The organism is Pseudomonas sp. S35, assembly GCF_009866765.1.
Taxonomy (GTDB): domain Bacteria; phylum Pseudomonadota; class Gammaproteobacteria; order Pseudomonadales; family Pseudomonadaceae; genus Aquipseudomonas.
In genome coordinates, this window is sequence record NZ_CP019431.1 from 1,758,870 (window position 1) to 1,771,350 (window position 12,481).

The window sequence follows — 12,481 nt, forward strand, 5'->3', positions numbered from 1 at the left end:
TTCGCCCATGGACGGTTCCGCCGCTACCCATCTCGCGACACTGCCGTCCCTACTTGCGTTCTGGGCGCTGTTTCACTGTCGGCATGCACGCCCGCCGGACGCCCTTTTCTTACGTTGATCTGCCCTATGTATGACGCGCCCCTGCGCGCGTCTGCCTGCAACGAACGTATGAGAAACCCAATGCGCGATTTTGCCAGCCTGCACGAAGCCCAGTCCTTCCTTGAGCAACACCCCGATATCGAAATGTTCGAGCTGTTTATCCTCGACAACAACGGCGTACCGCGCGGCAAGTTGCTGCACCGCGATGAGCTGCTGGCGGTGTATGAAAGCGGGCGACCATTGCCCAGCACCATCCTCGGCCTGACCATCAACGGCGACGACGTGGAAAACTCTGGGTTGGTCTGGGAAGTGGGTGATATCGATTGCCGCGCCTACCCGATCAGCGGCAGTTTGCAGCGCATGCCTTGGCGGCTGATCCCCACGGCGGCGGTGCAAGTCAGCATGCACCCCACCGAAGGTCTGCCTGCCACCGTGGCCGATCCCCGACATGTGCTGGCCAAGGTAATCGACGGTCTCAAGGCCGACGGTTATTACCCGGTGATGGCGGCGGAGCTGGAGTTCTACCTGCTCGACCAAAAGCCCGACAGCAACGGCCGCCCGCAACCGGCGCGCGATGTGGATGGCGGCCGGCCACGTTCGACCCAAGTCTACGGCCTGCGCGAACTGGAGCAGATCGAGCCCTTCCTTGCCGACCTCTACAACGCCTGCAAGCTGCAAGGTATCCCGGCGCGCACCGCCATTTCCGAGTACGCCCCAGGCCAAGTGGAAATCACCCTGGAACACCGCGCCGATGCTCTGCAAGCTATGGACGAAGCGGTGCGCTACAAGCGCCTGGTCAAGGGCGTGGCGCACAAGCACGGGATGACGGCATGCTTCATGGCCAAGCCGTTCGACGACCTGGCGGGCACCGGCATGCACATGCACGTGAGCCTGGCGGATGCCGAAGGCAACAACCTGTTCGCCAGTGAGGCCGCCGACGGTACACCGCTGCTGCGCCAGGCCGTGGGTGGGATGCTCAGCACCTTGCTCGATTCACTGCTGTTGTTTTGCCCCAACGCCAACTCGTATCGACGCTTCCAAACCAACAGCTACGCGCCCCTGGCCGTCACCTGGGGCGTGGACAACCGCACGGTCAGCCTGCGCGTACCCGGCGGGCCGGCCAACTCCCGGCATATCGAACACCGCATCTGCGGCGCCGACGCCAACCCTTATCTCGCAGCTGCCGCGATCCTGGCCGGCATTCACCGCGGTATCCGCGAACAGCGTGACCCCGGCGCACCGGTCGAAGGCAACGGCTACGCCCAGGCCACGGAGTTTCTGCCCACCGACTGGCTCACCACCCTGCGTGCGCTTGAGGGGTCAAGCTGGGCGCGAGAGGCGTTTGGCGGCGAGTTCCTCGGTGTGTACCTGGCGGTGAAACGCGCTGAATATCGCCAGTTCATGGGCGAAGTGGGCGAGCAGGATTGGCGTTGGTACCTGCATCAGGCGTGAGTGGATGGGCGGGAGTGGAGGCTTCAACCTTTTTTTCACGTTGCGATGGTTAAGCTGCGAATCAAGGTCGTTCACCCCTGTTTAACCCCAATGAGCCCGTGATGTCGCCACAACCACCATCCTCCATCGAGATCGAATACGCCGAGCGCTGCGGCCTTGAACATGCCAAGGTCTGTGCAGACACGCGTCCACCCGGACTGCGGCGGCGCCTGGCGTCATGGCGCGACGAGTGGTTGGTGCGCCAGGCGCTCAAGGTGGCCGGCGAGCCGGGGTTGATCCTCGACCTGGCCTGCGGCTCGGGACGCTTCTGGCCAGTGCTGGCCGAACACGTCAACCGGGTGATCCTCGCCTCGGACAATTCCCAGGACATGCTCGACCACGCGTGCACCCACCACGCGGCGGCGCTGCTCAAGCGGGTCAAGACGTTTCAAGGTTCGGCGTTCTCCATTGGCTTGTCGGCGAACGCGGTGGACTGCATCTTCTGCCTGGAGTTATTTCGCCATGTGCCCAGCAGTGACGGGCGCCTGGCGTTGCTACGGGAGTTTTACCGGGTGAGTCGGGACACCGTCATTGTTTCGGTCAACTCACGTACGGCAGTTGACGACGAGTTTCGCCAGGCGGGCTTCAAGGTGCTGAACCAGCAGGAATTCATGCCCGGCTCGAACCTGTGGCGGGTCTATGTGTTGCGCAAGAAAGGATAACTCTGGTCTGTAGGGCTATTCTTCATCTCCTGTCTGAGTTTTCATGGTTGCCTGTGCACTGCGAATGCTCGCTAGCCCCTTTCGCGATATATACTGCGCGCCATTCTTCAAGGGAGAGCCGTGTGGCCATCGATATTCACTGGATCTGCGACAACGATAGCCTCGGCCAGCATTGCGCCGAATGGCAGCAGTTGCCATTCGTCGCCCTCGACACCGAATTTATGCGGGTCGACACCTTTTATCCCATTGCCGGGCTGATCCAGATCGGTGATGGCGTACGCGCTTACCTGATCGATCCCCTGACCATCGACAACTGGCAACCCCTGGCCGATCTGCTGGAAAACCCGGCGGTGATCAAGGTGGTGCACGCCTGCAGCGAAGACCTCGAAGTGTTGCTGCGCTTGACCGGCAGCCTGCCGGTGCCGCTGTTCGACACCCAATTGGCTGCGGCCTACCTGAACCTCGGCTTCTCCATGGGTTACTCGCGCCTGGTGCAAGCCGTGCTCGACATCGAACTGCCCAAGGGCGAGACCCGCTCGGACTGGCTGCAGCGGCCATTGTCCGAGACCCAGGTCAGCTACGCCGCCGAAGACGCGGTGCATTTGGCCGAGGTCTACATTCGCCTGCGTCCGCAGCTTTCGGACGATAAATACGCCTGGGTGCTGGAGGATGGCGCCGAACTGGTGGCCAACCTGCGCCGCGAAGTCGACCCGTACGAGGTGTACCGCGACGCCAAGCTGGCGTGGAAACTGTCCCGCGCCCAACTCGCCGTGCTGCGTGAGCTGTGCGCCTGGCGCGAGCAGCAGGCCCGCGCCCGTGACCTGCCACGCAATCGCATCGTTCGTGAGCACTCGCTGTGGCCTCTGGCCAAATCCCAGCCGGATAACCTCGCCGCCCTGGGCAAGATCGAAGACATGCACCCGCGCACCGTGCGTCAGGACGGCCAGTTCCTGCTGGACCTGATCAAGCGTGCCGGCAGCGTGCCAATGGACCAATGGCCGCCCGCGGTGGCTGAACCACTGCCGGTGGACGCCGCCACGCTGATCAAGCAACTGCGTGCCCTGGGCCAGACATTCGCCGAGCGCCAGGACATGGCGCCGGAACTGATGCTGCGCAAGAAAACCCTCGAAGCCCTGGTTAAAAGTGGCTACCCCGATGGGCCTTATAAATTGCCAGACTCGCTGCGTGGCTGGCGCCGCGAGTTGATGGGCCAGGCGCTGCTTGACAGCCTGGCCACTGCCGGAGAACAGCCTTGAAACGTATTTGCTCCATCTATCGCAGCTTGAAAAAAGACGGCATGTACCTCTACGTGCTCAAGAGCGACGCCCTGGAGCGCGTGCCGGAGCCTTTGATGGCCGCCTTCGGCAAGCCGCACCACGCGTTCGACATGGTGCTGACACCCGAACGCAAGCTGTCGCGCGAAGACATCCTGGTGGTCCTGGAAAACCTCGACAAGCAGGGCTACCACCTGCAAATGCCGCCGGCCGAGGACGAGTACATCGAGCACTTGCCCGAAGAGCTGTTGCGTCGCAACGACCCGATGTAATCGGTCGGTGCCCGCTCCAGGGCACAGGTTTCAATGGAATCGTATTAGTGGGCGGTGGCCGTAGGGAAGCGGGCGGCCGTCTGCACTGTTTTTGAAAGGTTTGAACCATGCGTGTTCTGATTGCTGAACAGGATCACCCGCTCTACGCCCAATTGCTCAATGACCTGGCGCCGGACCTTGAGGTGTTCACCAGCGGCGACTCGGCCGAACTGTCGCGCCTGGCCGCCGATTGCCCGGTATGGCTGGGCCAGCCGGACCTGTTGGCGACCCTGCTGCGCCAGGGCCACCAACCTCAATGGCTGCAATCGACCTGGGCCGGCATCACGCCGCTGCTGGCAGACGGCTTGCCCCGCGACTATCGCCTGACTCGCGCCGTCGGGATTTATGGTCAGGTAATGGCTGAGTTTGTCCTCACTTACATGCTCGGCCATGAGCGCGAAGTGTTGGCGCGACTGGTCAGCCAGGTCGAGCGCAAGTGGGACAGCCGCATGGGCCAGAGCCTGTCGGGGCGTAAGGTGTTGGTCGTGGGTACCGGCGACATTGGCCAAAGTGTGGCTCAATTCCTCCAGCCGTTTGGCGTCAAGCTGTATGGCATTGCCAGTGCTGCGCGCGAGCAGGCGCCGTTTATCGAAGTGGTCGGGCTTGACCAACTGGGGCGGCTGGTGGGAGAGGTGGATTATGTGATCAACCTGTTGCCCAACACGCCGACCACCCATGATCTTTACGACGCCGCGCTCTTCAAGCAATTCAAGCCGACAGGCCTGTTCATCAATGTCGGGCGTGGTGTAGCCGTCGTGGATGCCGACCTGGTCGAGGCCTTGAAAGAAGGGCATTTGGCCGGTGCGGTGATCGACGTATGCCGCCAGGAACCGCTGCCCCAGCGCCATCCGTTCTGGACCGCGTGGGGGTTGCTGTTGACCGGGCACAGTTCCGGGCCGACGTCGCCGCCGATGATGGTGGGGTTGTTTCTGGACAACCTGCGCGCTTATCGGGCCAAGCAAGCGCTACGCGGGGAAGTGGATTTCGAGCGCGGTTACTGATGGCCGCACGCGTTGGCCGGCGGTACTTGTTTACATAGGGACACGTACATACTGCTTCACAGTCAAGACGGAACCTCCTTAGTGGGTCTCCCCACCCAGTGACCGCAAAGGGCGCACAGCCGCGCCTTTTGACAGAGACCCACTGACTAACGACCGGTACCCGCATGATCCCTTCCGTTTTGCCTGCTCTTCACACTCCCCCAGCGCTCCCCCTCGACCACTCTACCGCTTCGGCTGATCAACCGCCCGCAGCGGCCGCCGGTGCGCCAGGCACTTCGGGCGATGGGCATTCATCGGTTTTGAAGAGGATGCTGGGAGATCGCTGCAACCAGCGAACCCTGGCCGACACACTCAAGCGTATCATTCAGGACCTTCCCGGCCAGCTCGCTTCGGGTGAGCCGCCAGCTCTAAACAAGGCGAGGGCGCAGATGGAAACAGCGCTGGCCGTGCTGTTGAAAAATACGACGATGTACGTGTGCGAGGACTCGTCCTATTCGCCACAACAGCCGTTGCCTGCGAACCGCTTGATCAGCCTGCAAGCCTATATCCTCGGCTGCGGCATGCCAGTCCCGCAGACCCTTGACGCACTGCTTGACCTCGAACTCAAGCTTTCCCGGCAAACGCAGGTCCATCCCCTGGGCAACCTCAGTGGCGCGCTGTCGTGGCCCCTGGCGATGCCTGTGCAGGATCAGAACACCCTGGTCGCGCTGATGCAAAGCAACACCAGCGGCTTGCCAGGCCTGCCCTTGGCTGACGGAGCGAGAGGTGTGCTGGCTTATCTGATGAGCGGCAGTTCGGTCTCTGATGCCGACCTGCAGCGCCCTGTGCTCGCGATGGAGAAGCTGCTCGACGCGCCCCGCGCCCTGGCCCTGGGGCCCGCGATTCAAGCTCGGCTGGGTGGAGTCGTGGCTGACGGCGCAGGCAGCGACTATGTGATGACGGCGATTCAACTGGGCTTAGACCCGGAGTCACAGGCGACACCTGCGCGCAATACAGTCGCCGGATTTGATCTGGGAGCGCTCCAGCACTGGGGGCAGCCGGCGTCAGTGGTGGTTCAAAGGCTAGGCGACCACCTTCTCGAAAAAGGCCGCGTCAGCGCGAAAACCGCTCACTTCGGCGCTTCGCTGTTGCTGGCCAGGACTGCGCCGCAATACCTGGTCAGGGACATCCCCGCCAGCGTCACCTACGGCAGTGTGCTCTGGGCGCAACTGGCAATGGCTGTGGCCAGGATCGAAGCCCAGACCCCGGGCCGTACGCTTGTCATGAGCTATGCCGAGGTATTGTTGGGCGCCGAGCAGCTCAACACCGACGAAGCTGTCAGCGAACAGATCAACTATGAGGCGCTTTGGGATTGGGGCGCAGCCAACGGGTTTCTCGCCAAGCCCGAAGAGGCACCCTCGGCCACTGCGATGGCGCGCGTGCGGGAGGCCTATAACCGCCAGTTGGGTTCATTGAAGGCCACCAGCACCTTGCTGCAAACCGCTATCCCCAGCCGAAAGGCGATGGCGCTTGCCCAGCTGGAAGAAGCGTTTCCCAACCTGGACCCAAGCCTGTTTGAGGTGCGCACTCTAAAGAAGGCGAGGTTGCGGGAGGGGCGGCCTGGCCTCCATCCCGGTGTACGCTCGATGCTGGACATCGTGATGGGCGGGGAAAAGCTGGCGGCTGACGATCATTGGGTCAGCGATGACAAGCGCCTTCCCATCACTGCATTTTGCAACCTCTACGAGAAGGGCAAGCTGGGTGTCGCGGCGTCATTTGAGGCAGCGTACGACGCGGCCATACGCGCTCATGAGGAGGGGCATCAGAACCGGGTCAGGCAACTGATCTGCACATTGCCTTTGGAAGACCGCAAGAACCTTGAGTTCGGCAAGCTGGAGTTCTTCCATACCCACCAGTACAAAATTGCCGGTGATTTATTCACTCCGCCTGCCCTTCACGTCAGGGGGCATACGTTGGAGGTGAAGGCGACCAGGAATGGGCAGGTCAATCTCTACACCCTCGATACCCGGCGCGGTGCCATCGAGAAGGAGAACGTCCTGCTACGCCGCCGTACCGAGCCTTACACCGACGACAAGATGGAGGCGCGCAACGCGAATATCCTCTCTAGAACCACGCTGTTTGAACCCGGTAACGATACCGATGTTCAGCCGTTCCAGGAGCAGCCTGAAGGGCTGGAGCAGCCCGACAGTTTCAACTCCAGCCGCAGCCAGGCTATCGCGGATGCCTTCGTGAAGGCCCTCGACCTGAAGAACGACGACCTGCTGAACGAGGCCAGGGGGAGCACTGTCTATGATCAGGAAAGCGCCAGAAATGAAGCTATTTCCCAATTCTTTCTGAACCTCATCCCTTTGCGCTCAGCGATCGTTAACTTTCAGAATGGCAATGTCGCCCAGGGTATCTTTGACCTGGGCCTGGATGTCGTCGGCCTGGTCACCCTTGGCGCGGGCAAGGCAGCGCAGGCCGGTAAGGTGGTGGGCAGTGCCTTGTCCTCGGCACGCCATGCGGTCAAGGCCGCGAGGTTTGTCGGCGCTGCTGCGGTGGAAGCCTTCAACCCCGTGAGCGGCGTGGGTGACTTGCTGGTAGGCACCGGCCGGTGGGTGGCCAATGGCAGCCGTTATGTAGCGGCGAACATGGCCCGGCAACTCAATCAGTTCAGGGGCGCGACGGACAGTTACGAGCTGCTCAAGGTTGCTAGCAAACAACATGGGGAAGTGGCGACGGGCACGTTCAAGGTCGCTGGCGAAAGCGTCGAGGGCGGTGCGGTGCTGCGCGATGGCAACTGGTATGCGCTGGATACGCACACCCTGCGTGCCTATGGACGCCCGCTGGAAGACTTCGTACCTCTAGCCCGCGCGGTGGATGGCAAGATGACTCAACTGCCGGGCGAACTGCGCAACCGGTCATTTCGCGAATTCAAAGTGCCCGAATCGAGAATTGCCGGGCTCTCACACAACAGTCAGGGTGTGTATGTTGCCGCTGACGGCCATCTGTCGCATATCCGCCATACCGACAGCACTGGCCAGGCGGCGGTCTACGAAGTGCGGCAAGTCACGCGTGCGGAGAATGGCAAGGTCCAGGTGCGTGTGTATCACAACGACCGGCAGACCCCATTGTTGCTGGAGAGTCTCCAGGCGGATCGATGGCAGCGGCTGGGCGTGTGGGGCGGCAGTCCTGTTTCGGTCAAGGCAGACCTTGGGCCTGAGATAGGTCGAGGCGGGGAGGCGATTGTTTATGCAAGCCGGGATGGGAAAAGTGTTTACAAAGACTTGGGGCCTACACGGTTGACCACGGCCGAAGGCCATACGGACATGCAGGTGGAGAACCTGAGGAAATACTATGGAAATGCCTTTGCCGAGGTGGTGATTGAGGACGGCCGTAAGTACATAAAAATGGGTAGGATCGATGGCGTAGACCTGAGCCAGGTGCCGAGGGGCAGTTTGCCGCCGAATACGCGGTCGTTGGTCGATGAGGCAGTGGCACGGATGGAAGCCAAGGACATCTATCACGATGACCTGCAGTTGAAAAACTTCATCTACTCGAAAAAAGACAACATGGTTTACCCCGTCGACATGAATGGCATGCCGGCTGAGTTTATGGTGCCAGTGGTAAAAAGGGCGTACGACCGACAAGTCAACGAACTGCGCGCTGCGTTCAGTGCACTGATTGCGCGAGAGCCTTGAGGGTTACCCCTGCCGTTTTTCAATGGCAGGGGGCCATCTGTGTCAAAGGCTGAAGTCGCCTTCCGACACCAGCTCGCTCAACGGCTTGCGCGGGCTGGGTACTTCGCGGCCTTGCAGGTACTCCGGCAGGGTCGACTTGTCGCCCAGCTTGCCAACGGCCACGGCTGCATGCAGCGCATAGCCTTCTGGAATCTTCAGCTCCCTGCGCGTCAGCTCCTGATCGAAGCCCGCCATGCCGTGGGTGTGCCAGCCGCTGAGGCTGGCTTGCAGCGCCAGGTGGCCCCAGGCGGAACCGGTGTCGAAGGTGTGCCACAGCGCCGGGGTTTCTTCGGTGGCGCCGGGGGCGACGAAGTCGGTTTTCGAGGCGATGATCACCAGGGCCGAGGCGTGTTGCGCCCAGCCGCGGTTGAATTCGTTGAGCAGGCTCAGGAAGCGTTGCCAGTCCGGCGTGTCACGGCGCGCGTAGAGAAAGCGCCAAGGCTGCGAGTTGTAGGCCGAAGGCGCCCAGCGTGCGGCTTCGAAGAAACTCAGCAGGGTTTCCTGGGAAATGCTCTCGCCGGTGAAGGCGCGGGGCGACCAGCGGTCGGTGAACTGGGTGTGGATCGGATAGTCGGCAACACGTGTCATGAGCTGTTCCTGATCGTCAATTCGGCGCTCAAAGCTACTGCGCGCCCGCTAGACTGACAAGTGTTGTTACACCGTAGGTCGTAAGCGCTTGGTTCCGAGGGACTTGCGCACTAGACTGGCGGCCTTTTCACCTACCGATACTGATGTAGAGCCATGGCCGCCAAAGTCGAACCTTTCTGGATACGCAAAACCCTTGAACACCTCGACCAGGAGGAGTGGGAGTCGTTGTGCGACGGCTGTGGCCTGTGCTGCCTGCAAAAGCTTGAGGACGAAGACGACAACAGCGTTTATTACACGCGCATCGCCTGCAAACTGCTTGACCTGAAAACCTGCCAGTGCAGCGATTACCCCAACCGTCGCGCCTCGGTGCCTGACTGCATCCAACTCACCCCAGGCCAGGCCGATCAGTTCAAATGGCTGCCGCCGACCTGCGGCTATCGGCTGGTCAGCGAGCGCAAGGATTTGCCGCTGTGGCACCACTTGGTCTGTGGCGACCGCGACGCCGTGCACCACGAACGCATTTCCCAGTCCGGGCGCATGCTCAGTGAAGGCAGCGTGCCCGAAGACGACTGGGAGGATTACCTGATCTTCCGCGCCGGCTGAAAAAAGGAGTGTGTATGAAGGTGGGAACCCCGCTGGTGGCAAGCCTGGTGCTGCTGGCGCTGAGCATGCCGGCATGGTGCGCAAAGAAAGTCGACCTGGACTATCACGTCAAACTGTTGCCCCAGAGCGATCAGGCTGAAGTGCGCGTGAGTTTGTCCCAAGGCTCGGCGGTGCGCAGCCTGGACTTCGACCTGGACGGCGAGGGTGCCTACAGCGACTTCAAGGCCGACGGGCAGTGGTCGGTTACGGGCGGCCGTGGCGTGTGGCAACCGGGGACCGGCAAGGCCACTTTGAGCTACCGCGTACGCCTGAGTCTGGCGCGTAAACCGGGGATCTATGACACACGGATGACCCCGGGCTGGGCGTTGTTTCGCGGTGAAGACCTGGTGCCCTCTGCGCGCCTTGACCAACAGGACGGCGTCGAACTGGTCTCGCGCCTCGCGTTCGAGCTGCCAGTGGGTTGGAAAAGCGTCGAGACCGCCTGGCCGCGTATCGGCAAGAACAAGTTTCGCATCGACAATGTTTCGCGCCTGTTCGACCGGCCCACTGGCTGGATGCTCGCCGGCAATCTCGGCAGTCGCCGTGTGCGCCTGGGCGAGACCGAAGTCACCGTGGCGTCGCCCAAAGGCCAGGCCATGCGCCGCATGGATGTGTTGACGTTGCTGACGTTCGTCTGGCCGCAGGTGGAAGCCGCGTTCCCGCGCCATCCGGTCAAGCTGCTGGTGGTGGGCGCCAGCGACCCGATGCGCCGCGGGGCGTTCTCGGCGCGTGATTCGATCTACCTCAACAGTCGCACGCCGCTGGTCAGTGAGAACGGCAGCAGCCCGTTGATTCGTGAGGTGGTACAGGCGATTGGACGTTTCAGCGACCACGACACCAGTGACTGGATCAGCGAAGGGCTTGGGGAGTATTACGCCATTGAGCTGCTGCGCCGTGCTGGCGGGATCACCGATGAGCGGTATCAGGCCATACAGGCGCGCTTGACCCAGGACGGCAAGGCCGTCACCACGCTACGCGGCGAGCACGTTGGCGGCGCAACCGTTGCGCGGGCAGTGGTGGTATTGCAGGAGCTGGACCGCGAGATCCGTGTGAAAACCCATAACAAGCGCTCGCTGGATGACCTTGCGCAGGCGGTGATGCGGGCCAATAGCGTCACCACTGCGCAATTCGTGCAACTGGCTGAAAGCATCATTGGCGAGTCGTCGGTGGTGCTGGATTCAAAACTACTGCACTGACCTTCAAGGCATGCGCAAAGCCAAATGGGGGGAGGGTGCCTGGCCCTCCCGCATTTGGATCTGCAACAGACTGAAAGCGGGTGTCAGCCTGTGGTTTTCACAGCCTTCTCAGCCGCTACTTCGGCCTTGGTCTTCAGGTTCTTCAGCTGCGCCCCGGCACGCTCGATCTTCGTGCGCACGCTGTTCATCTCCTGGCGGCCCTGTTCCAACTTGTCCTTGAGCGAGCTGTGCCCGGTAAAACCACGCGCTAACGCCACACCGCCAATCGCCACCTGGATCAAACCGAAAATTCCGCCCCGGCGCAGGCCTTTGCCCACCATCATCACACCACCGGCCACCGAGCCGATACGTTCCCAGCCGTGTACGTTCTGTGCGGGTTGAGTCTGGAATGGCGTGTGTTCGATGATAGGTCGCACGTTTTCGCTGTCGCTCATGATCTGTCTCCAACAAGGGCAAGTGTAAGTAGCTGACTGTTTGCAGGTACCAGATGTTCCCGAAAGATCAGTACTTGGGGCCCGAGCGGGTGTTGTTGCCCTTGGCCAGGCGATCATAGAGCACCACGTTGACGGTGGCGGCGAGGTTCATGCAACCGGTGGTGGGGATGTACACCACGTCCTCACACCAGTCGCGGATCTCTTTGTCCAGCGAGCCGTCTTCGGGGCCGAAGATGTACAGCGCACGGTCAGGGTGGGTGTACTCCGGCAGCGGGCGGGCACCTTCCACCAGTTCCACGGCGACGGGGATGCAGCCCAGGGGCAGGATCTTTTTCAGGTCGTCGATGCCGATCAGTGGAATGTCGTGGTGGACTTTCTTGGTGTCGGTGATGAAGTCCCGGGCACGCTCATAGCGCACGCCGGTGTAGAACACCGAGGCCACGCCGTAGCAGCCGGCGGCACGCATGACCGAACCGACGTTTTCGGGGGATTTGGGGTTATACAGGCCGATGCAGCTGTAGCGTTTATTGCCCACGGGAGTGCCTTTAAAAAGGCAGCATTATAGCGGCAAGCTACAAGCTGCAAGTAAAAGCGCCATGGCTTTTTCTTGTAGCTCGCTGCTTGAAACTTGAAGCTGCGTAATTCAGCTGTCTTTCTTCATCAACCCCGCCAACGCCGCAAACGGGTTGTGCGTCGCCTTGGCGATCGTCGGGCTGCTGGTGGAGCCTTCACCGAAGTACTGCTGGTCGGTGTAGCGCGAGTGTTCGTTGTCGTGACAATACAGGCACAGCAACTCCCAGTTGGAGCCGTCCTGGGGGTTGTCATCATGATTGTGGTTGCGGTGGTGCACGGTGAGTTCGCTCAGGCGCTTGCCGGCGAATTCACGGGCGCAGCGGCCGCACACGTGGGGGTACATCTTGAGGGCTTTGTCGCGGTAGCCCATTTCCCGGTCGCGCTGGGCATCGGCAAGGATGCGGTCCAGCTTGGCGGTGTGGGAGGGCGGGTTGGTCGAGCTCATCATGGCTCCTGGCTATTTGGTGGGTCACGGATGAGGGTGATTCTAG

12 protein-coding genes are annotated in these 12,481 nt (G+C 61.6%); 8 read left to right on the top strand and 4 right to left on the bottom strand.

Annotated features, from left to right (window positions below):
• Positions 1–180: 180 nt before the first annotated feature.
• From PspS35_RS07915 to PspS35_RS07940, 6 genes are all read left to right on the top strand, one after another.
• Positions 181–1,551 carry a glutamine synthetase family protein gene (locus PspS35_RS07915; protein ID WP_159933453.1) on the top strand — a complete coding sequence of 457 codons (1,371 nt, stop codon included), beginning with the start codon at positions 181–183 and terminating at the stop codon, positions 1,549–1,551.
• Positions 1,552–1,652: 101 nt separating this feature from the next.
• A complete protein-coding gene (locus PspS35_RS07920) occupies positions 1,653–2,252 on the top strand; it encodes a class I SAM-dependent methyltransferase (protein WP_159933454.1) in 600 nt (199 codons plus the stop codon).
• 122 nt (positions 2,253–2,374) lie between these two features.
• The gene (gene rnd / locus PspS35_RS07925) at positions 2,375–3,508 is read left to right on the top strand and encodes a ribonuclease D (protein ID WP_159933455.1); all 1,134 of its coding nucleotides are present in this window, start codon (positions 2,375–2,377) and stop codon (positions 3,506–3,508) included.
• Positions 3,505–3,798, top strand: coding sequence for a YcgL domain-containing protein (locus tag PspS35_RS07930; RefSeq protein WP_003172521.1), 294 nt, complete (start codon positions 3,505–3,507; stop codon positions 3,796–3,798). Before rnd ends, PspS35_RS07930 begins: the two co-directional genes overlap by 4 nt.
• Positions 3,799–3,905: 107 nt before the next feature.
• Positions 3,906–4,838: a D-2-hydroxyacid dehydrogenase gene (locus PspS35_RS07935; RefSeq protein ID WP_159933456.1), complete on the top strand. Its 933-nt coding sequence runs from the start codon at positions 3,906–3,908 to the stop codon at positions 4,836–4,838.
• Positions 4,839–5,002: 164 nt separating this feature from the next.
• A complete protein-coding gene (locus PspS35_RS07940; RefSeq protein WP_159933457.1) occupies positions 5,003–8,518 on the top strand; it encodes a hypothetical protein in 3,516 nt (1,171 codons plus the stop codon).
• Positions 8,519–8,560: 42 nt separating this feature from the next.
• On the opposite strand, the gene PspS35_RS07945 is transcribed toward PspS35_RS07940, so the two are convergent.
• Complete coding sequence (locus PspS35_RS07945) at positions 8,561–9,145, bottom strand: nitroreductase family protein (protein ID WP_159933458.1); 585 nt, start codon at positions 9,143–9,145, stop codon at positions 8,561–8,563.
• 153 nt (positions 9,146–9,298) lie between these two features.
• On the opposite strand from PspS35_RS07945, the gene PspS35_RS07950 reads away from it, so the two are divergent.
• The gene (locus tag PspS35_RS07950; protein WP_065950524.1) at positions 9,299–9,748 is read left to right on the top strand and encodes a YcgN family cysteine cluster protein; all 450 of its coding nucleotides are present in this window, start codon (positions 9,299–9,301) and stop codon (positions 9,746–9,748) included.
• A gap of 14 nt (positions 9,749–9,762) precedes the next feature.
• A complete protein-coding gene (locus tag PspS35_RS07955) occupies positions 9,763–10,983 on the top strand; it encodes a hypothetical protein (RefSeq protein WP_159933459.1) in 1,221 nt (406 codons plus the stop codon).
• Between the two features lie 83 nt (positions 10,984–11,066).
• On the opposite strand, the gene PspS35_RS07960 is transcribed toward PspS35_RS07955, so the two are convergent.
• The 3 genes from PspS35_RS07960 to PspS35_RS07970 form a co-directional block, all read right to left on the bottom strand.
• Positions 11,067–11,417 carry a DUF2892 domain-containing protein gene (locus tag PspS35_RS07960; protein ID WP_159933460.1) on the bottom strand — a complete coding sequence of 117 codons (351 nt, stop codon included), beginning with the start codon at positions 11,415–11,417 and terminating at the stop codon, positions 11,067–11,069.
• Between the two features lie 67 nt (positions 11,418–11,484).
• The gene (locus tag PspS35_RS07965) at positions 11,485–11,952 is read right to left on the bottom strand and encodes an RNA methyltransferase (protein ID WP_003189607.1); all 468 of its coding nucleotides are present in this window, start codon (positions 11,950–11,952) and stop codon (positions 11,485–11,487) included.
• Between the two features lie 108 nt (positions 11,953–12,060).
• Positions 12,061–12,435: a YajD family HNH nuclease gene (locus tag PspS35_RS07970; protein WP_003172528.1), complete on the bottom strand. Its 375-nt coding sequence runs from the start codon at positions 12,433–12,435 to the stop codon at positions 12,061–12,063.
• Positions 12,436–12,481 lie beyond the last annotated feature (46 nt).

Bases quoted from the DNA above. Each gene is read 5' to 3' on its own strand.
- PspS35_RS07945 (WP_159933458.1), bottom strand. From the start codon at position 9,145: ATGACACGTGTTGCCGACTATCCGATCCACACCCAGTTCACCGACCGC.
- PspS35_RS07920 (WP_159933454.1), top strand. From the start codon at position 1,653: ATGTCGCCACAACCACCATCCTCCATCGAGATCGAATACGCCGAGCGC.
- PspS35_RS07960 (WP_159933460.1), bottom strand. From the start codon at position 11,417: ATGAGCGACAGCGAAAACGTGCGACCTATCATCGAACACACGCCATTC.
- PspS35_RS07935 (WP_159933456.1), top strand. From the start codon at position 3,906: ATGCGTGTTCTGATTGCTGAACAGGATCACCCGCTCTACGCCCAATTG.
- PspS35_RS07915 (WP_159933453.1), top strand. From the start codon at position 181: ATGCGCGATTTTGCCAGCCTGCACGAAGCCCAGTCCTTCCTTGAGCAA.
- PspS35_RS07955 (WP_159933459.1), top strand. From the start codon at position 9,763: ATGAAGGTGGGAACCCCGCTGGTGGCAAGCCTGGTGCTGCTGGCGCTG.
- PspS35_RS07970 (WP_003172528.1), bottom strand. From the start codon at position 12,435: ATGAGCTCGACCAACCCGCCCTCCCACACCGCCAAGCTGGACCGCATC.
- PspS35_RS07940 (WP_159933457.1), top strand. From the start codon at position 5,003: ATGATCCCTTCCGTTTTGCCTGCTCTTCACACTCCCCCAGCGCTCCCC.
- PspS35_RS07950 (WP_065950524.1), top strand. From the start codon at position 9,299: ATGGCCGCCAAAGTCGAACCTTTCTGGATACGCAAAACCCTTGAACAC.